Genomic DNA, 18369 nt, shown 5'->3' with positions numbered 1-18369 from the left:
AAACTTTTTATCGTTTAGATTTTGCTAAAGATTCAAATCTTTTCATAATCACTGTCAAACGCCAACGGTAGAGAACGCCACTCACGATTAGACTAATAATCAAACCAATCCAGTAAGAATAAGCTCCAAAATCCGTTAGAGAGTCGAATATCATAGCTACTGGGAGTGTCACCCCCCAGTAACCAACCAAACCAAGGTAAAAAGGAATAACTGTATCCTTATAACCCCGTAAAATTCCCTGAAGCGGTGCCGCAAAGGTATCTGCCAACTGGAAGAAGAGGCTGTAAGTCAAAAAACGCGCTGTCAAATTGATAAATTCTGGATCGTTACCATAAAGACTGGCCACATTTCCTCTAAAAATGTAAAGAAAGAATAAGGTGAATCCTGCAAAAATGAGGGCAGTCCATCTTCCTAAACTAATATAGGTTTTCGCATCATCAAATCTCTTGGCTCCCACTTCATAGGAAACAACAATAGCCATAGCCGATGAAATACTCATAGGAAAGGCGTACATGAGAGTTGAAAAGTTCATGGCTGACTGGTGACTAGCGATAATCAAAGATGAGAACTTAGCCATAATCAAGCCAACCACGGAAAAGATAGCCACTTCCGCAAAGACAGTCCCCCCAATAGGAAGACCTAAGCGAACCCCTTCCTTAATTTTATCCATATTAAGAGGAATTCGTTTCTCAAGATGTAGGGCTTTAAGCTTCTCCTGTTTAAATAAAACCAGAACAGAAATCCCAAGCAAGACCCAATAGGCCAAGGATGTTCCTAAACCAGCACCAGCCCCTCCCAGCTCTGGAACACCAAAGGCACCGTAAATCAAGAGATAGTTAAATCCACTATTGAGAGGGAGTAACAAAAGCATGAGGTACATGGACAGTTTGGTCAAGCCCAGTGCATCCAGCAAGGAACGAATGACACTAAAGAGCAACAAGGGGATAATCCCGATAGATAAAAGCCAAAGATAGCGAATCGCTACTGCCGCCACCGGTGCTTCTAAGCCAATATGATTCAAGATTGGTGGTGCCAAGAAAAGCACCATCCCCAGCAAGAGCACGGATAGGCCCAAAGCCAAATAAATAAATTGGTAAAAATCAGACGCAACTTCTTCCTTTTTACCTCGACCAAGATGGTGACCAATAATAGGCACCAGGGCTGACACAATCCCTGTCAGAAATGTAAAGAAAGGATTCCAGATACTGGTTGCCATAGACACACCAGCCAAGTCCATGGTATTGTATTGGCCAGTCATAGTCGTATCAACAAAGGAGGCAGAATAATTTGCAAATTGATAAATCAGGATAGGGAAAAATATCTTTAAAAATAAGATAAATTTGTCTTTAAAATGATGGGTTTGATACATATAGTCTCTCTATTTTTCTAGTTTATAGAGCAGACTCCCACCTAGTTTTGATAGACAATTTGTCCCTTACAGATGGTATATTTAACCTGCCCTTTTAAGCTTTCACCAATGAATGGTGAATTAGCTGCTTTCGAAGCAAAATGGGAGTCCACAAGGCGGTCAGCCTTAGCATCAAAAATAGTGATGTCCGCTGGACCATTCTCAGCCAAGTAACCTGCTTCAAAGTTGTAAAGCTTGGATGGGTTGTATGTCATTTTTTCAAGTAATTCCATCAAGCTTAACTCACCAGCTTCCACCAAATAAGTCAAACCGAGAGACAGAGAGGTTTCCAAACCAGTCATACCAGATGGTGCTTTAGTGATATCCTCAACATTTTTTTCATCCGCATGGTGAGGAGCGTGGTCTGTCGCGATAACTGTGATGACGCCTGATTTGAGACCTTCGATAACGGCACGACGATCTGATTCCAGACGAAGCGGCGGATTCATCTTGGCATTGCTACCTTGTGTCAAAAGGAGCACTTCGGTCTTAGAAAAATGCTGTGGCGCTACTTCTGCTGTGACTTGTGCACCCAATCCTTGAGCGAACTCAACTACTTTAACACTTTCTTCCTTAGACAAATGCTGGATATGAACATGAGCCTTGGTCGCATAGGCAATCATGACATCACGCGCCATCATAGCATACTCAGCCACCCCGGTCGCACCGCATATATGGAAATGTTCTTTAGCGATATTTTCATTAAAACCAAGAATCCCATTCAAACCTGGATCTTCCTCATGGAGACTGATAAAGGTATTAAGTTTCTTAGCTTCTTCCATTGCTTCCTTAACCACTTTGCTGCTTTCAAGAGGAATACCGTCATCAGAAAAACCAACTGCACCTGCTTCTAAAAGTGTCCTGAAGTCAGTCAAATCTTGGCCATTAAAGTTCTTAGTAATGGTCGCAACAGTCTTGACATTGATCTTTTCCTTGGCAGCTGACTGGAGAACTTCTTGCAAGGTCTCCACGTCCGAAATGGTTGGACTGGTATTAGCCATCATGACAACCGTTGTAAAACCACCTACAGCGGCTGCTAGGGCACCAGTATGGATATCCTCCTTGTGGGTCTGACCAGGTTCACGGAAATGAACATGAATATCGACCAAGCCAGGAGCAACTACAAGACCAGTAGCATCAATCATTTCTGCTTCTTCTTCATTGATTTCAGGCGCAATTTTGACAATTTTCCCATCTTGAACCAAGACATCACACACTTGATCCAAACCAGACTTGGGATCTATTACACGACCATTTTTGATTAGTAGCATCTACTTTCTCCTTTATTCATAGAAATCGACTTGGGTATCCAACAATTTATCCCCATCATAAACAAACTTGGCTGAAAAGAAGGGTTTGTCCTCTAAAAGCCATTCAACAAAGGTGTGGTCACCTTCCCAAGTTGGCTTGCTCAAAACCTCATCATAAGGAACCCATTCTAGCGTCCCCTCATTGCAGTCAATCAAGTCACCCTCAAACTCTGTCACCTTAAAAACATAGGTGTACCAGTCTAAATCTGGTGTAAATTCAGGAAAAGTGATAACACCTTTTAGAACTGGCTTGGCTTTCAGTCCCGTTTCTTCGAGGATTTCACGCGCAGCACATTCTTGAGGTGTCTCACCACGCTCTAGCTTACCACCCACACCAATCCATTTCCCTTCATGGACATCATTGGGTTTCTTATTACGGTGGAGCATGAGCAGTTCTTTCCCGTTATCAATGTAGCAAATCGTCGCTAACTGAGGCATATTCTCTCCTTATCTAAGCCAATCAACTGGCTCTTGTCCTGTTTCTGTTAAGAATGCATTAGCCTTGGAAAAAGGCTTGGAACCCCAAAATCCTCTGTAAACTGATAAAGGACTGGGATGGGCTGATTCGATAATCAAGTGATGAGGATTGGTAACCAAGGCCTTCTTCTTGCGTGCATAAGCTCCCCAGAGTACAAAGACTACTGGTTTATCTAGTTGATTGATCACCTGAATCACAGCATCTGTAAATGGCTCCCATATCTGCCCAGCATGACCATTGGCCTGCCCAGCAGGAACCGTCAAACAAGCATTGAGAAGCAAGACTCCTTGCTCAGCCCAAGCCGTCAAATCATGGGATTTCTTAACCCCGATGTCATCTGACAATTCTTTCAAGATATTTTGCAAGGATGGCGGAGCTGGGATAGAGTCAGGAACAGAAAAACTCAAGCCCTGCGCTTGACCTGGCCCGTGATAGGGGTCTTGCCCTAAAATCACCACCTTAACTTCTTCAAACGGTGTAGTCAAGAGAGTCTGAAAAACCTTTTCCTTAGGTGGATAAACGGTTCCCTGAGCATAGACCTGGTTCATAAACTGATTGATTTTCCCGAAATAACCCTCAGGTAATTGCTCCTTAATCAAAGCATGCCAAGACGAGTGTTCCATAGCCGACTCCTTCGTTTTTACTGCCTCTATTATAGCAAAAAGTGGCTATGGAAACCACTTTTTACAGTTCATCTAAATAATCCAGCAAGTCTTGGTAAGAATGGGCTTCGTAAGTCGGCTGGGCTTGTGTATGATTTTCGAGGTGATGAGGGTTATACCAGATAGTGTCAATCCCCGCATTATTGCCACCTTGAATGTCGGCGGTTAGGGAATCTCCAATCATCAGCGTCTTTTCTTTGCTAAACCCTGTAATCTGCTGACCAATCTTTTCATAAAAGAGAGCATCAGGCTTTTGTGTTTGCAGCTGTTCAGAGATAAAAACTTGATTGAAATAGGGTGCCAGACCCGATTGAGCCAAACGACCTGTCTGAATGGCAATAATCCCATTAGTCGCAGCATACAGCTCATAATCTCGCTCAATGAGGCAGTCTAAGAGTTCATGAACTCCCGAAATCGTTTGTCCCTGTTGGGCGAGGTAAAATTGGTAACGCTGGGCTAGAAAACTACCGTCTTTTTCCTGTCCAAAATGGGCAAATAAACGAGAAAAGCGTGTGTTAACCAGCTCTTGTTTACTAATTTTCTTTTGCTCCAAGTCCTTCCAGAGAGCCTTGTTCATAGGAATGTAATAATCTTTATAAGCCTGAATATCTGCAACACCTTCTTCTTTTAGAAGTTGCGTCAAAGCCACATCCTCAGCAGCATCAAAATCAAGCAAGGTGTGGTCGAGGTCGAAAAGTAGAAATTTGTATGGCATTGAGTTTCCTTCCTAAGATAAATAACTTTCACTTCAGCCAGCTGTTCAATGTTAAAACTTAAAAGTAGTATAGTACCACAAAGAATAATAGTTCTAATTGATTAACTAACCCATACTATTCTAATCAAGTTTATTTTTATTATAGAAAAATCTTCTATAAATTCGAGCAATAGTTAAAATACATACAAATATGACTCCCAAAATAGATAACACTATTTTCACAAAACTCATTTCCGAATCTATGACATACATATGAAAAAGAGGGGCTAGTCCTACACATATATACAAAAGATAATTTATAAAGTTTATTTCACCAAATCCTGCAAAAAAATGTTTCATTTTAAATATCCCAATTTTACCTTTCATCTTAGTAATCCACTAGCAAATCTATTGACTTCTCTTTTTTTTGAAAAATCTTGACAACAAATTTACTCCACTTAATGCTACTAAGACTTCAATGGGTAAAAAATAGTAATCCCATATCAAATGAGAAATCAGCAATGTTAGAAATAGTATACAGTCAATATAACTATTCTGAAAATACTCTGTAATTACATAATACAGAAACACCACAACCATCAAAATTAAAATAAGCATCATAATACTATCATCCTGTTCTTAATTTATTGTCACTTTTTCCATCCCATTCCATTCATCAATAGCATTAAAAAATCCAATCAATAAATGATTACCTACTCACTAATACTATTCTAAAATTTAATTTTTTGGGGGATTTAGTAACCCAATACCAATTAGCAATACACCTAATATAAATAAAAGTATTTCCCAAAATTTATTCTCAGTTTTAATAAAAGGTATAAGATACATACTAACCAATATGGAACTTACTCCTAAAAGAGCAAATATTAGTCTAACTTTATCACTTAGTCGAATCATCTTCTATCCTCATAAAATAAGTATTGGCTACGTTTACTGTAACATTCCCCTTCTTTATGTAGAAATAATTCCCCATCAAGGCATCTCATTTCTTCCTACTCAATACCAGCATAATTATTTGGTGATACGAGTTTCATAAGATTTCTCCTCTTTAATGTTGCATGGTTAGGATAGTTCTCTAATCAGTAATCGTCGACTGCGTTTAAAGCACTTTGTTACCTAGATAAGATATCCTTTCACTATTTGATTTTAAAGAGAAGGAAGATGTAACCCTATTTGTCTCACTTCTTATTTTTAAATAATTCATACTCTTTTTCTCTGATAAAGGGAAGTGAAAAATTAGAAAAAATTAGTAGAATTGAAAACAGATATCCATCTTTTTGCATTGCTAAAACATAGCCTAAAAATATATAGATCATCAAATCTAGTACAAAAAGAAAAAATATCCTCCTTTTCATTACCTCACTTGTCTTAAAAATTCTGTTTAATAGAACCTTTATCGTCATATCTACACAAATTTTTATCAAAAAGATAAGAGTCAATACATGATTATCAACTGTACCATGAAGAATAAATGGAAATATAGTTAATATAAAACTAGAAATCTCTAAATATTTTATCCAAGGAGATTGAGATATCTTACTTTTAAACTGACTGATTTTCCTATATTCATTAGCTAATCTAGTGTCAAAATCTTTACCAATTATATTAAAGATTAAGAACTCCAGGATAAAAATACTTATTAATACGATATAAGTAGAAACATTTCTTGGGAAAAATTTATTGATTAAAATTGGAAAACTCATTAACAGAATTGAGTTTATAGCCAGACAAATGGATACTATTTTATTCTTCACAGAGTATATAGGTAACGATACTATTGAATAGAGAAATGCTAAAAAAATAAGCAAGAAATACTCTGTGCTGCTAATTAGCGGCGCCCTTAATGATAAAAATAGATAGGCACTCCACACGATGATATGCGCTTTACGAATTGATTCTAGATTACTCATCTACCTACTCCTAAATCCATTTTTAGCTCACATTCTCTTTCCAACAAGTCATAAACGTTTCATGATATTTCCTTCTTCTACATTAGATAGAGTTCAAATACATTTTTTGCAAGTGAAAATATAATTGTTATTTAAAATCCCAAAAAGATCTATCCTTATTCTAGACCTAAAGCAAGTCAGATTAAAGATACAAATACAATGAAAAGGCTTTCTTTTACTTTAGACTACCATAAAACAAGGAATCTTTCAACAAAATTCATTGGTAAACTACTATTCTAGAAGATTGACAACCCAAATCTTTCAGAATAGATCAATCCTAACTATCGAACACCCTAATTTCATAAATATCCATGTAATCCTAGACCTAGAATTCCTATAAACTAAATGTTTTCGCACTATTCTAAGCCATTGATTGCCTTAAATTTTAATTTTTGAAGGATTCTAAAGTTAGAATAGTCCCATCACAATCAGTTTTGAATTATTATACTCAATGAAAATCAAAGAGCAAACTAGGAAACTAGCCGCAGGCTGTACTTGAGTACGGCAAGGCGACGTTGACGTGGTTTGAATTTGATTTTCGAAGAGTATTAACAATTTAGAAACGCTATGATTCCACTCCTTTTACATTAAAAAGGAACTGCCCAAAGCAATCCCTTTCTGATTTTGAAATTATTTACTTAAAATTTGATAGTTGAGATAATCAATAACCCACCTATAAAAAGAGTTATAGTAAAATTCCTTATTTATTGATTTCAAGCTCCGCCAACTGTGTTTGAATAACTGACAGTTCTGCACCAGCCTGAAGAAGAGCAGCTGCAGTATAGGCACCTTCTACAATTGGAACCCTATTGATGACGATACTTTTATCACTGAAATCAGCCACCATTTCTAAGTTCATTTTAGCAGAACCTAGGTCAAAAAAAGCTAATAAAGTATCTGCTGGATTTTCGGAAACAACCCTATCCACTTGATCAAAACTTGTTCCAATTCCTCCATCTTCGGTTCCTCCTACATAAGTAATTGGAACATCTTTAGCTACTTCACTAATCAGTTCAACAACACCTTCTGCAATGTGTTTGGAATGTGAAACGATAACAAGACCAATACTTCCCATCAAACCACCCCAGTTTCTAAAAGAGCAGTAAATAGTAATCCTGATGAGAATGATCCAGGATCAATATGTCCAAGAGAACGTTCTCCTACATAAGATGCCCTTCCTTTAGTTGCAAGTAAATCTTTGGTAGCATTCACTACCTTATCAATAACCTCTTGAGTCAATTGGCCAGCAGACAAGGTAGCAATAACAGGAGTCCAAACATCAACCATTGTCTTTTCTCCAACTTCTGCTTTCCCTCGTTTGACAATCATATCCAGACCACTTTGTAAAGTTTCTTCTAATTTCGAATTAGAAGCAACCTTGGACATTCCCATAAAAGCAGAACCATACAAGGGACCAGAAGCACCACCTACCTTACTCAGTAGTTGCATTGAGACAAGTTTAAACACATCACTGCTGGTCTCAAATTGCTTTCCTTCTAAGTTTTCCATAACTGCAGCCATGCCACGCGCCATATTTCCACCGTGGTCTCCATCTCCTATAGGGGTGTCTAGCTCACTAAGGTAATCTTTCTGTTCCTGAATCTTTTCATTGAAAATCTTCATCCATTCAAGTACTTGTTCAACATCCATGCGACATTTCCTCCTTGAGTTTTACCAAGCTGGGGTAGTAACAGGTGCATTTAGAGCATCCAACCACTCATCATCGACTAATCGAATCAATGTTAATGATAATCCAGCCATATCAATTGATGTCATATAGTTTCCAATTTTCTTAAATGCCAACTCAACACCTTTTTCATGGAGTAATTTAGCCACATCATTCGCAAATACGTATTGTTCAATAAGAGGAGTGCTTCCTAAACCATTAATAAGAAGGCCATAGCGTTCATCAGCCTTAAGTTGGAAACCTTCAGATAATTTTTCAACCAATTCTGAAGCCAATTGTGCTGAAGGTTGCATTTTCTCTTTTTTATATCCTGGCTCACCATGAATACCAACTCCATATTCAAATTCATCATCTTCTAGAATAAATCCTGGTTTCCCAACCTCAGGAACGGTTGCTCCAGACAAGGCCAGCCCAATTGTTTTAATTTCTAAGACAAGTTTATCGGCCAAGTCCTTCATTTCAGATAATGATTTACCAGAACGAGCTGCAGCACCCAAAATTTTATGGACTAATATAGTACCTGCAACACCTCGACGGCCTTGGGTATAGAGACTATTTTCAACAGCGATATCATCATCAACAACAACACTTGCTACATCAATACCTTCCATTTCAGCAAGTTCTTGTGCAATTTCAAAGTTCATAATGTCACCAGAATAGTTCTTGATGACCATGAAAACTCCAGCACCTTCATCAGCCGCCTTAATGGCTTCTAAAATTTGGTCCGGAGTAGGTGAAGTGAAGACTGCTCCACAAATGGCAGCAGACAACATTCCATCTCCTACAAATCCAGCATGACTTGGTTCATGTCCTGAACCTCCACCTGAAATGAGTCCAACTTTTCCTGTCTTTTCTGCCTTTCTAACGATGACATCAAAACCATCTAAGCGTTCAACCAAGGCATCATGCATGAATGACAACCCCTGCAACATTTCATCAACAACCTGTGTCGGTTCATTTATAATTTTTTTCATGAGAAATTCCTTTCGGCATCTACCTTTGTTTTCGTTTTCATTATATATTTTTTATTGCTGGATGATAAGGGACAGATTCTATTATTTGTCCCCTTTTAAACCCATTTAAAAAAATTTTTTGATAAAATGAAGTAAGTAAAAGAAAGGTTTCCTATGGCATCATCACTTATTACAAAAAAACGGATTGCCAAGGCATTTAGAGACCTATTAGCTACTAGAGAATTTGATAAAATCTCCATTGTAGATATCATGGAATCTGCTGGCATTCGTAGACAGACCTTTTATAATCACTTTCTTGACAAATATGAATTGCTAGACTGGATATTTGAAAATGACTTAACCGAGTATATCACCAATAACTTGGACTTCATTTCAGGCCAAAAACTATTACAAGAATTATTTCTTTATTTCGAACAAGAGCGTGACTTTTATATTCAACTTTTTGATATTCAAGGGCAAAATAACTTCTATGATCACTTTATCAGCTACTGTCGCTTGCTTGTATCAAAAATTTTAAGAGAATACGGTCAGATTGATATCGATTCATCTGCTTATACTTGTTTTTTGTTAGACTATCATTCACATGCTCTAGCAGAAATCGTGAAGGCTTACGTCAATAAAAAAAGTCCAGTTCCACAACCAGACTTTCTAATCATGACAATTATTGGAAAGAGACCACAATGACATTTATTTCAAATCATAAACAGAAAATTATTTCAAGTTACATTTCGGCAACTGTCAGCAGTCATCCTGAATTAGAAAAACACCCTACTTTACCACTAGTCTATCAAAAAAATCGCAATCCTCATCAGGTTCCAATATTGTCGGGTGGAGGTTCCGGTCACGAACCTGCGCATATTGGATATGTGGGAGAAGGAATGCTTACTGCTGCTATCTATGGCCAATTATTTACTCCTCCTACAAGAACTGAAATCTTAGAGTCCATTCGTTTTTTAAACAATGGTCACGGTGTCTTCATCATTATAAAAAATTTCGAAGCAGACATCAAAGAATTTAGCTGGGCCATTAATACTGCTAGACAAGAAGGAATTAAGGTCGGCTATAGTCTAGCACACGACGATATTTCTATTGAACCTCACAATAGATTTCAAATTAGAGGAAGAGGGCTTGCAGGGACTATTTTACTTCATAAAGTTCTAGGATATGCAGCTCAAAATGGTGCCGACATCGAGCAACTAACTGATTTAGGTCATGAACTTGCTCCCGAAATCGCAACAATTGGCTTTGCAACGAAATCGGCCAGTCTCCCCCAAGCCACCCGTCCACTATTTAACTTGGAAGAAGGAAATATTTCTTATGGTATTGGGATACATGGCGAAGAAGGCTATCGTATCGTCCCATTCCAATCATCGGAAATCCTTGCAAATGAAATTATAAGTAAATTAAGATTGCACTATCATTGGAAGAAGGGTGATCAATTTATATTGCTTGTAAATAATCTAGGCACTACTAGCAACCTAGAAATGGGCATATTTATCAACGATCTCCTTCAACTCTTAGAAATTGAAGGAGTCACTATAACCTTTATAAAATCAGGAACATTTATGACCAGTCTGGATATGGCAGGTATATCCGTAACTCTTTGCCCTGCGAAAAATAAACAATGGTTAGAAGCGCTCAATGCTCCAACAACAGCTTTTGCATGGTAATTTACTTGTATAAATCAAAAGAGCTCCATCACTTGGTAGCCATTTGCTTTTATCTTATACTCAATGAAAATCAAAAAGCAAACTAGGAAACTAGCCGCAGGCTGTACTTGAGTACGGCAAGGCGACGTTGACGCAGTTTGAATTTGATTTTCGAAGAGTATTACGTTTAAAAGAACTCATTCTTTCTATTTCAAATAGGCCATCTATCCCTTACAATTCTTCCGATGAGCTTTGAGTTTTTTCAGAGCCCAATCATAGTGGCTTGACGTGCTACTAACAAAGTAGGAACCTAGACTTGTTCCGCCGGTCCACTTATAGACACCTTTGGTAAAGAGTTCGTCATTGCTAAAAACTTCTATCAACTCTAAAACCTCTCTATGTGATTGTTCTAGGAGTCTAGTCGCTTCTTCTAAGGACGTTTTCTGGTGCTTCTTCCAAAAAGCGACATTCATTTCTCCATAAGTTTTCCAATTATAAAGCTCAGGGAGAAAAGGGCTTTCGTGACCTTCTTGATTAGAATATACCCAAGTCAAAAGTAACTGATGCCATTCATAAAGATGGATCAAGACATCCCGTAGATTTTTATCCCTTTTCCAGTGAGATTCTTTTTTCTTTGGGTCTCTTGAAAAATCAAATGGAGTCTGTAGCTCATCTTCACTTAGTTGGGAGATGAAACGATTGAGCTTTTCATAGTTTTCCTTAGAGGATAATACTAGTTCCTCTTTTGTTTTCGGTCTAGGCACAGGAGTTCTCCCTTCATATTACTAGTTATTATTAGAGATTTTTTATCCTTTAAATCTCTACAACTTATCCTTTAATTTCTCCACAAAGAGATAGGCCGCTGGACAGGTCAAGGTATTCTTAATCGTCAAATGGTTGATTTGATGAATCTTTTTGCGGTCTGTATGGGGGAACTCTCGGCAGGCCTTGGGACGAACATCATAGATGGAACAAAGATTATCTCCTCCTAAAAATGGACAGGGCATGGATTTGAAAATCTTATCCCCATCTTCATCTACCTGAAGAAATTCAGCTTCAAAAGCTGGTAATTTCATCTTAAAATACTTGGCGATTCGTGTAATATCCGCTTCTTTAAAGTCAGGCCCCAATGTCTTGCAACAGTTAGCACAGGCAGTGCAATCAATCTCCTCAAAGACTTCTTGGTGAATCTGCTGGGCTATCTTGTCTAGATTTTTAGGAGGTTTTTTCTTTAGATTGGCTAAAACTTTACGGTGCTCCTTCTGCTTTTGCAAGGCTAGCTGATGGTAATACTCAATATCAATTTCTTTAGACATGATTTCTCTCTTATTCTATTTGTTTCCCCCTATTATATCATGCCTCCATCTCATTGAAAAGTGGGCTTTATAAGAGCATACTTTTCCAAAATGCGTCAAAAAACCTTGCAACTAGGTTACAAGGTTAATGACATTAATCAAAGTTAACGTATTCTTTTTGAAGTTCAAGAACTTCTTCCATTGTTGAACACTCTGTAAGGGCACGGTTAGCGTACTCTTCCATCTTAGCAGTGTCCAATTTCTTCATCAAGCTACGTGTACGAAGTACAGATGTTGCTGACATAGAGAACTCATCCAAGCCCATTCCGACAAGAAGTGGAACAGCTTTTTGGTCACCAGCCATCTCACCACACATACCAGCCCATTTACCTTCAGCGTGAGCTGCCTTGATAACGTTGTTAATCAAGCGAAGGATTGATGGGTTATATGGTTGGTAAAGGTATGAAACTTGTTCGTTCATACGGTCTGCTGCCATTGAATATTGAATCAAGTCATTTGTACCAATTGACATGAAGTCTACTTCTTTTGCAAATTGGTCTGCAAGCATCGCTGCTGCAGGGATTTCAATCATGATACCAACTTGGATATCATCCGCAACTGCAACACCTTCAGCAAGAAGGTTTGCTTTTTCTTCTTCATAAACTGCTTTAGCTGCACGGAATTCTTTCAAGAGGGCAACCATTGGGAACATGATACGCAATTGACCATGAACAGAAGCACGAAGAAGGGCACGGATTTGTGTACGGAACATTGCATCTCCAGTTTCAGAAATAGAGATACGAAGGGCACGGAATCCAAGGAATGGGTTCATTTCATGTGGCATATCGAAGTAAGGAAGTTCCTTATCTCCACCGATATCCATTGTACGAACAACCACTGGTTTACCATTCATTCCCTCAAGAACAGCCTTGTATGCTTCATACTGCTCATCTTCAGTTGGGAAGTCTTGAGAATCCATGTACAAGAACTCTGTACGGTAAAGTCCAACAGCTTCTGCACCGTTGTTGTTAACACCTTCAACGTCTTTTGGAGTACCGATGTTAGCAGCCAACTCGAAGTGTTTACCGTCAGCAGTCACTGTTTGAGCATCTTTCAAAAGTGCCCATTCAGCTTTTTGTTTAGCATAAGCTTCACCAGCTGCTTTAAATTCTGCCGCTTGTTCATCTGTTGGGTTGATAATCACTTCACCAGTAATTCCGTTAACGGCAAGGATATCGCCGTCTTTCACTACTTCAGTGATGTTGTTTGTTCCCAATACAGCTGCAATTTCAAGTGTACGTGCCATGATAGCTGAGTGGCTTGTACGTCCACCGATATTTGTTACAAAAGCTTTTACAAAGTTTTTGTCCAATTGAGCTGTATCAGATGGTGTCAAGTCATGCGCAATTACGATTACTTCTTCATTGATAGAAGCTGGGTTTGGCAATTTTTTACCAAGAAGGTTTGCCAATACACGTTTTGTCACGTCGCGGATATCCGCTGCACGTTCTTGCATGTATGGGTTGTCTTCCATACCTTCAAAGATAGTGATGAACATGTCAGTCACTTCTTTAAGACCTGCTTCTGCATTGACTTTCTTAGCACGGATTGTTTCTTTAATCTGACCAATCAATTCTGGGTCAGAAAGAACCATCAAATGAGCGTCAAAAACTTGAGCCGCTTCTTCACCAAGCGTACCTACAGCTTTCTCACGGATAAGAGAAAGCTCGTTTTGAGAAGCTTCAAGAGCTACATCCAAACGAGCCTCTTCTGCGTTTGTATCTTCGACTGAAATAGTCTCGAATGACAAATCCGGTTGAACGAGTAGATATGCTTTTGCAACTGCAACACCGTCAGATGCCGCGATTCCTTTAAGCATTTCTGTCATTTTCCTTATGCCAATCCTTCTTTTTCCATTGTTTCTGAGATTGCAGCGATAGCGTCATCTGCATCTGCACCTTCAGCTGAGATAGTTACGTCAGCACCTTGGCCAACACCAAGACTCATAACACCCATGATTGATTTAAGGTTAACTGATTTACCTTTGTACTCAAGAGTGATATCTGAAGCAAATTTGCTAGCAGTTTGTACCAACAATGTTGCTGGACGTGCGTGAATACCTGTTTCTGCCACTACGTGGAAATCTTTAGAAGCCATAGTTTGACTCTCCTTTTGTTCTTTCTTTTTTGAGTTATATGTGATAACCCTTACAATTTGGTATTATATCATCTTCTAGGATTTTTTTCAAGCATTTTATGGGATTTATTCAATTTCCTTTCAGATAACTTGCTGAAAATCTTCTATCCTAGATGACAAAACACAGGATATAGTTTTCCAAAAAACAACTTATAGGATAATTATCACTATTTCGCAAAGCAAACACTACATATTGTGTTTTGTTTAGCTGTGTATAAAAACAGACCACTATATTTAGTTTTAAATCGTTGACAAAATTTCAATTTCTGATATACTAAGAAAGTAATCTATTTTGAAAGAGGAGTTACACAATGGTAACCGTTTATTCTAAAAACAACTGTGTCCAATGTAAGATGACCAAACGTTTCTTGGACAGTAATAATGTCGCTTATCGTGAAATCAATCTTGATGAGCAACCTGAGTACATCGATCAAGTTAAAGAGCTAGGTTTCAGCGCAGCTCCTGTTATCCAAACACCAACTGAAGTCTTTTCAGGTTTCCAACCAGGAAAACTGAAACAATTAGCATAATCTTAGTACATCATCCAGAAGAAACTGCTTCTAGGGCTAACTTAGAAGCCTTTCTTTTGTAATTAGATAAGGGAAATTTTATGGGATTAAAACATCTTGAAGACGTAACTTACTTCCGTCTCAATAACGAAATCAACCGTCCTGTTAATGGACAAATCATGCTTCATAAAGATAAGGAAGCCTTGGATGCTTTCTTTAAAGAAAATGTAGTTCCAAACACTATGGTTTTTGATTCAATCAAGGATAAAATCAACTACCTCATTGAACACAACTACATCGAAACAGCCTTTATCAAGAAATACCGTCCAGAATTTTTGGAAGAATTGTCGCAATTTATCAAAGATCAAAATTTCCAATTCAAGTCTTTCATGGCAGCTTATAAATTTTACAATCAATATGCTTTGAAAACTAACGACGGTGAATATTATCTTGAAAGCATGGAAGACCGTGTCTTCTTTAACGCCCTTTATTTCGCTGATGGGAATGAAGCTGTTGCAATCGATATTGCAAATGAAATCATCCACCAACGCTACCAACCTGCCACACCTTCCTTCTTGAATGCTGGACGTGCTCGTCGTGGGGAGTTGGTATCCTGTTTCTTGATTCAGGTCACAGATGACATGAACTCTATTGGACGTTCTATCAACTCTGCCCTTCAACTTTCACGTATCGGTGGTGGTGTGGGAATTTCCCTCAGCAACCTTCGTGAAGCTGGTGCACCTATCAAAGGATATGAAGGAGCAGCTTCTGGGGTCGTTCCAGTTATGAAACTTTTCGAAGATAGCTTCTCTTACTCAAACCAATTGGGTCAACGTCAAGGTGCTGGTGTTGTCTACCTCAACGTCTTCCACCCAGATATCATCGCTTTCCTTTCAACTAAGAAAGAAAACGCCGATGAAAAAGTTCGTGTCAAGACCCTTTCACTTGGTGTTGTGGTGCCCGATAAATTCTACGAACTAGCTCGTAAAAATGAAGAAATGTACCTCTTCAGCCCATACTCTGTAGAACTTGAATACGGTGTGCCATTCAACTACATTGACATCACTGAAAAATACGATGAACTAGTCGCAAATCCAAATATTCGCAAGACAAAAATCAAGGCGCGTGATTTGGAAACTGAAATCTCTAAATTGCAACAAGAGTCTGGTTACCCTTATGTCGTCAACATTGATACGGCTAACCGTGCAAATCCTGTTGATGGTAAGATTATCATGAGTAACTTGTGTTCTGAGATTCTTCAAGTTCAAGAACCAAGCTTGATCAACGATGCTCAAGAATTCCTTCAAATGGGAACGGACGTTTCATGTAACCTTGGTTCAACCAACGTGGTTAACATGATGACTTCACCTGACTTTGGTCGTTCTATCCGTGCTATGGTTCGTGCCCTTACTTTCGTTACAGATAGTTCGCACATCGTAGCTGTTCCTACTATCGACCATGGAAATAGCCAAGCCCACACCTTTGGTCTTGGAGCCATGGGACTTCACAGCTACCTTGCCCAACAACTTATTGAATATGGATCCCCTGAGTCTGTTGAATTTACAAGCATCTACTTCATGCTTATGAACTACTGGACTTTGGTTGAGTCAAACAATATCGCGCGTGAACGTGGTATCACCTTCCACAACTTTGAAAAATCAGACTATGCTAACGGAAGCTACTTCGACAAGTATGTAACTGGCGAATTCCTTCCAAAATCAGACCGTGTTAAAGAACTTTTTAAAGATGTCTTTATCCCAAGTGCTGCTGACTGGGCTGAACTTCGCGACAAGGTTCAAGCAGATGGACTTTACCACCAAAACCGTCTAGCTGTTGCTCCAAATGGTTCTATCAGCTATATCAACGACGTTTCTGCTTCTATCCACCCGATTACACAACGTATCGAAGAGCGTCAAGAAAAGAAAATTGGTAAAATCTACTATCCTGCCGCAGGTTTGTCAACAGATACTATTCCTTACTACACTTCTGCTTACGACATGGATATGCGTAAAGTGATTGATGTTTACGCTGCTGCGACTGAGCACGTAGACCAAGGACTTTCACTCACTCTCTTCATGCGTAGTGACATTCCAAAAGGACTTTACGAATGGAAGAAAGAAAACAAACAAACGACACGTGACTTGTCTATCCTTCGTAACTATGCCTTTAACAAGGGTATCAAGTCTATCTACTACGTCCGTACCTTTACAGATGATGGTGGAGAAGTCGGTGCCAACCAATGTGAGAGCTGTGTGATTTAGTTTTTAATCAAAGGAATTACTATTTCTCTGTAAGTTTAGTAAGCTAGCATCAAAAGAGAACTTAATCAAACATTTTATAAACTAGCTAAGCACATGTAAAAGTCGGTTCTCCGACTTTTTGTGCGATACACTAAAGGAATTATCATAAAGCAAAAACGATTGTACAACAGCATTATTATATACAGAAAGAGATTTCAAATGGAAACTTACTACAAAGCCATTAACTGGAATGCCATCGAAGATGTCATCGACAAATCAACTTGGGAGAAACTGACGGAGCAATTCTGGCTTGATACACGTATTCCCTTGTCAAATGACTTGGATGACTGGAGAAAGCTATCAAGTGTAGAAAAAGACTTGGTTGGAAAAGTCTTTGGTGGTTTAACCCTTCTCGACACTATGCAATCTGAAACAGGGGTTCAAGCCCTTCGCGCAGACATCCGTACACCACATGAGGAAGCTGTTTTTAACAACATCCAATTTATGGAATCTGTCCACGCAAAATCTTACTCATCAATCTTTTCTACCTTAAATACCAAGGCTGAGATTGAAGAAATTTTCGAATGGACCAATACCAATCCTTACCTACAAAAGAAGGCTGAGATTGTCAACGAAATCTACCTAAACGGTAACCCACTTGAAAAGAAAGTAGCCAGCGTTTTCCTTGAAACCTTCCTCTTCTACTCTGGTTTCTTCACTCCCCTCTACTACCTTGGTAATAACAAACTAGCCAACGTTGCGGAAATCATCAAACTGATTATTCGTGATGAATCTGTTCACGGAACCTACATTGGTTACAAATTCCAACTTGGTTTCAATGAATTGCCTGAAGAAGAGCAAGAAAAACTCAAAGAATGGATGTACGATCTGCTCTATACTCTTTACGAGAATGAAGAAGGCTATACAGAAAGCCTCTATGACGGTGTTGGTTGGACGGAAGAAGTCAAAACCTTCCTTCGCTACAATGCTAACAAGGCGCTCATGAACCTGGGACAAGATCCACTCTTCCCAGACTCAGCTGATGATGTCAACCCAATCGTTATGAACGGTATTTCAACAGGAACTTCCAACCACGACTTCTTCTCTCAAGTCGGAAATGGTTACCTCCTTGGTGAAGTTGAAGCCATGCAAGACGATGACTACAACTACGGTTTGGACTAACTCAATTATTCCCGAACTGATAACAAATATCATGGTTTGTTTAAAACAACCATGGTATTTTTGTTTTTGTTTTCTTTTGTTTTTTAAATTGATTGATTGAACACTTTATGATAAA

20 protein-coding genes are annotated in these 18369 nt (G+C 38.7%); 5 read left to right on the top strand and 15 right to left on the bottom strand.

Translation table 11 applies throughout. The features are described from left to right. Positions 1 to 7: 7 nt before the first annotated feature. The 11 genes from K4Z77_RS05580 to dhaK all read right to left on the bottom strand — a co-directional run bounded on the left by K4Z77_RS05580 (position 8) and on the right by dhaK (position 9183). The gene (locus K4Z77_RS05580; protein WP_224218721.1) at positions 8 to 1369 is read right to left on the bottom strand and encodes an MATE family efflux transporter; all 1362 of its coding nucleotides are present in this window, start codon (positions 1367 to 1369) and stop codon (positions 8 to 10) included. Positions 1370 to 1410: 41 nt separating this feature from the next. Further along, a complete protein-coding gene (locus K4Z77_RS05575) occupies positions 1411 to 2679 on the bottom strand; it encodes a dihydroorotase (RefSeq protein WP_224218720.1) in 1269 nt (422 codons plus the stop codon). A 12-nt stretch (positions 2680 to 2691) separates the two neighbouring features. Next, a complete protein-coding gene (locus tag K4Z77_RS05570) occupies positions 2692 to 3156 on the bottom strand; it encodes an NUDIX hydrolase (protein ID WP_001135768.1) in 465 nt (154 codons plus the stop codon). Positions 3157 to 3165: 9 nt separating this feature from the next. Next, positions 3166 to 3819, bottom strand: a complete 654-nt coding sequence (locus tag K4Z77_RS05565) for a uracil-DNA glycosylase (RefSeq protein ID WP_224218719.1) — start codon at positions 3817 to 3819, stop codon at positions 3166 to 3168. Positions 3820 to 3880: 61 nt separating this feature from the next. Further along, on the bottom strand, positions 3881 to 4573 hold the full coding sequence (gene pynA / locus K4Z77_RS05560) for a pyrimidine 5'-nucleotidase PynA (protein ID WP_224218718.1): 693 nt from the start codon (positions 4571 to 4573) through the stop codon (positions 3881 to 3883). A 120-nt stretch (positions 4574 to 4693) separates the two neighbouring features. Then, entirely contained in the window at positions 4694 to 4912 is a 219-nt protein-coding gene (locus tag K4Z77_RS05555; RefSeq protein WP_224218741.1) for a hypothetical protein, read from the bottom strand. Between the two features lie 48 nt (positions 4913 to 4960). Beyond that, positions 4961 to 5173, bottom strand: a complete 213-nt coding sequence (locus K4Z77_RS05550) for a hypothetical protein (RefSeq protein ID WP_224218717.1) — start codon at positions 5171 to 5173, stop codon at positions 4961 to 4963. A 578-nt stretch (positions 5174 to 5751) separates the two neighbouring features. Then, entirely contained in the window at positions 5752 to 6483 is a 732-nt protein-coding gene (locus K4Z77_RS05545) for a hypothetical protein (protein ID WP_224218716.1), read from the bottom strand. Between the two features lie 739 nt (positions 6484 to 7222). Beyond that, entirely contained in the window at positions 7223 to 7597 is a 375-nt protein-coding gene (gene dhaM, locus K4Z77_RS05540; RefSeq protein ID WP_224218715.1) for a dihydroxyacetone kinase phosphoryl donor subunit DhaM, read from the bottom strand. After that, positions 7597 to 8172, bottom strand: a complete 576-nt coding sequence (dhaL, locus tag K4Z77_RS05535) for a dihydroxyacetone kinase subunit DhaL (RefSeq protein WP_224218714.1) — start codon at positions 8170 to 8172, stop codon at positions 7597 to 7599. The genes dhaM and dhaL overlap by 1 nt, the downstream gene beginning before the upstream one ends. 21 nt (positions 8173 to 8193) lie before the next feature. After that, positions 8194 to 9183 (bottom strand): dihydroxyacetone kinase subunit DhaK, encoded by a 990-nt coding sequence (dhaK, locus tag K4Z77_RS05530; protein ID WP_224218713.1) that lies wholly within the window; start codon positions 9181 to 9183, stop codon positions 8194 to 8196. Positions 9184 to 9336: 153 nt separating this feature from the next. Here dhaK and dhaS point away from each other — a divergent pair, with 153 nt between their 5' ends. Together dhaS and dhaQ are read left to right on the top strand one after the other, a co-directional pair. Beyond that, on the top strand, positions 9337 to 9867 hold the full coding sequence (gene dhaS, locus K4Z77_RS05525) for a dihydroxyacetone kinase transcriptional activator DhaS (RefSeq protein ID WP_173217888.1): 531 nt from the start codon (positions 9337 to 9339) through the stop codon (positions 9865 to 9867). Next, positions 9864 to 10853 (top strand): DhaKLM operon coactivator DhaQ, encoded by a 990-nt coding sequence (gene dhaQ, locus K4Z77_RS05520; RefSeq protein ID WP_224218712.1) that lies wholly within the window; start codon positions 9864 to 9866, stop codon positions 10851 to 10853. The genes dhaS and dhaQ overlap by 4 nt, the downstream gene beginning before the upstream one ends. Before the next feature lie 203 nt (positions 10854 to 11056). On the opposite strand, the gene K4Z77_RS05515 is transcribed toward dhaQ, so the two are convergent. The 4 genes from K4Z77_RS05515 to K4Z77_RS05500 all read right to left on the bottom strand — a co-directional run bounded on the left by K4Z77_RS05515 (position 11057) and on the right by K4Z77_RS05500 (position 14284). Continuing rightward, positions 11057 to 11596, bottom strand: a complete 540-nt coding sequence (locus K4Z77_RS05515; protein WP_224218711.1) for a ClbS/DfsB family four-helix bundle protein — start codon at positions 11594 to 11596, stop codon at positions 11057 to 11059. A 57-nt stretch (positions 11597 to 11653) separates the two neighbouring features. After that, a complete protein-coding gene (locus tag K4Z77_RS05510) occupies positions 11654 to 12148 on the bottom strand; it encodes a YkgJ family cysteine cluster protein (RefSeq protein ID WP_224218710.1) in 495 nt (164 codons plus the stop codon). 133 nt (positions 12149 to 12281) lie between these two features. Continuing rightward, complete coding sequence (gene ptsP, locus K4Z77_RS05505) at positions 12282 to 14015, bottom strand: phosphoenolpyruvate--protein phosphotransferase (RefSeq protein WP_000138123.1); 1734 nt, start codon at positions 14013 to 14015, stop codon at positions 12282 to 12284. A 5-nt stretch (positions 14016 to 14020) separates the two neighbouring features. Beyond that, entirely contained in the window at positions 14021 to 14284 is a 264-nt protein-coding gene (locus K4Z77_RS05500) for a phosphocarrier protein HPr (RefSeq protein WP_000146947.1), read from the bottom strand. 350 nt (positions 14285 to 14634) lie between these two features. On the opposite strand from K4Z77_RS05500, the gene nrdH reads away from it, so the two are divergent. The 3 genes from nrdH (at position 14635) to nrdF (ending at position 18254) form a co-directional block, all read left to right on the top strand. Then, positions 14635 to 14853 carry a glutaredoxin-like protein NrdH gene (gene nrdH / locus K4Z77_RS05495; protein WP_000259240.1) on the top strand — a complete coding sequence of 73 codons (219 nt, stop codon included), beginning with the start codon at positions 14635 to 14637 and terminating at the stop codon, positions 14851 to 14853. A gap of 80 nt (positions 14854 to 14933) precedes the next feature. After that, a complete protein-coding gene (gene nrdE, locus K4Z77_RS05490; protein ID WP_224218709.1) occupies positions 14934 to 17093 on the top strand; it encodes a class 1b ribonucleoside-diphosphate reductase subunit alpha in 2160 nt (719 codons plus the stop codon). A 198-nt stretch (positions 17094 to 17291) separates the two neighbouring features. After that, a complete protein-coding gene (gene nrdF / locus K4Z77_RS05485) occupies positions 17292 to 18254 on the top strand; it encodes a class 1b ribonucleoside-diphosphate reductase subunit beta (RefSeq protein WP_000451388.1) in 963 nt (320 codons plus the stop codon). Positions 18255 to 18369 lie beyond the last annotated feature (115 nt).

The organism is Streptococcus mitis subsp. hohhotensis (assembly GCF_020089495.2).
Taxonomy (GTDB): domain Bacteria; phylum Bacillota; class Bacilli; order Lactobacillales; family Streptococcaceae; genus Streptococcus; species Streptococcus hohhotensis.
The sequence above is the reverse complement of the archived record's forward strand: the minus strand, read 5'-3'. Positions and strand labels throughout refer to the sequence as shown.

Coding starts and splice junctions, on each gene's coding strand:
- K4Z77_RS05510 (WP_224218710.1), bottom strand. CDS start 12,148: ATGTCTAAAGAAATTGATATTGAGTATTACCATCAGCTAGCCTTGCAA.
- K4Z77_RS05580 (WP_224218721.1), bottom strand. CDS start 1,369: ATGTATCAAACCCATCATTTTAAAGACAAATTTATCTTATTTTTAAAG.
- nrdF (WP_000451388.1), top strand. CDS start 17,292: ATGGAAACTTACTACAAAGCCATTAACTGGAATGCCATCGAAGATGTC.
- dhaL (WP_224218714.1), bottom strand. CDS start 8,172: ATGGATGTTGAACAAGTACTTGAATGGATGAAGATTTTCAATGAAAAG.
- K4Z77_RS05555 (WP_224218741.1), bottom strand. CDS start 4,912: ATGAAACATTTTTTTGCAGGATTTGGTGAAATAAACTTTATAAATTAT.
- K4Z77_RS05565 (WP_224218719.1), bottom strand. CDS start 3,819: ATGGAACACTCGTCTTGGCATGCTTTGATTAAGGAGCAATTACCTGAG.
- K4Z77_RS05550 (WP_224218717.1), bottom strand. CDS start 5,173: ATGATGCTTATTTTAATTTTGATGGTTGTGGTGTTTCTGTATTATGTA.
- dhaQ (WP_224218712.1), top strand. CDS start 9,864: ATGACATTTATTTCAAATCATAAACAGAAAATTATTTCAAGTTACATT.
- K4Z77_RS05500 (WP_000146947.1), bottom strand. CDS start 14,284: ATGGCTTCTAAAGATTTCCACGTAGTGGCAGAAACAGGTATTCACGCA.
- nrdH (WP_000259240.1), top strand. CDS start 14,635: ATGGTAACCGTTTATTCTAAAAACAACTGTGTCCAATGTAAGATGACC.
- pynA (WP_224218718.1), bottom strand. CDS start 4,573: ATGCCATACAAATTTCTACTTTTCGACCTCGACCACACCTTGCTTGAT.
- dhaK (WP_224218713.1), bottom strand. CDS start 9,183: ATGAAAAAAATTATAAATGAACCGACACAGGTTGTTGATGAAATGTTG.
- K4Z77_RS05575 (WP_224218720.1), bottom strand. CDS start 2,679: ATGCTACTAATCAAAAATGGTCGTGTAATAGATCCCAAGTCTGGTTTG.
- dhaS (WP_173217888.1), top strand. CDS start 9,337: ATGGCATCATCACTTATTACAAAAAAACGGATTGCCAAGGCATTTAGA.
- dhaM (WP_224218715.1), bottom strand. CDS start 7,597: ATGGGAAGTATTGGTCTTGTTATCGTTTCACATTCCAAACACATTGCA.
- K4Z77_RS05545 (WP_224218716.1), bottom strand. CDS start 6,483: ATGAGTAATCTAGAATCAATTCGTAAAGCGCATATCATCGTGTGGAGT.
- ptsP (WP_000138123.1), bottom strand. CDS start 14,015: ATGACAGAAATGCTTAAAGGAATCGCGGCATCTGACGGTGTTGCAGTT.
- nrdE (WP_224218709.1), top strand. CDS start 14,934: ATGGGATTAAAACATCTTGAAGACGTAACTTACTTCCGTCTCAATAAC.
- K4Z77_RS05570 (WP_001135768.1), bottom strand. CDS start 3,156: ATGCCTCAGTTAGCGACGATTTGCTACATTGATAACGGGAAAGAACTG.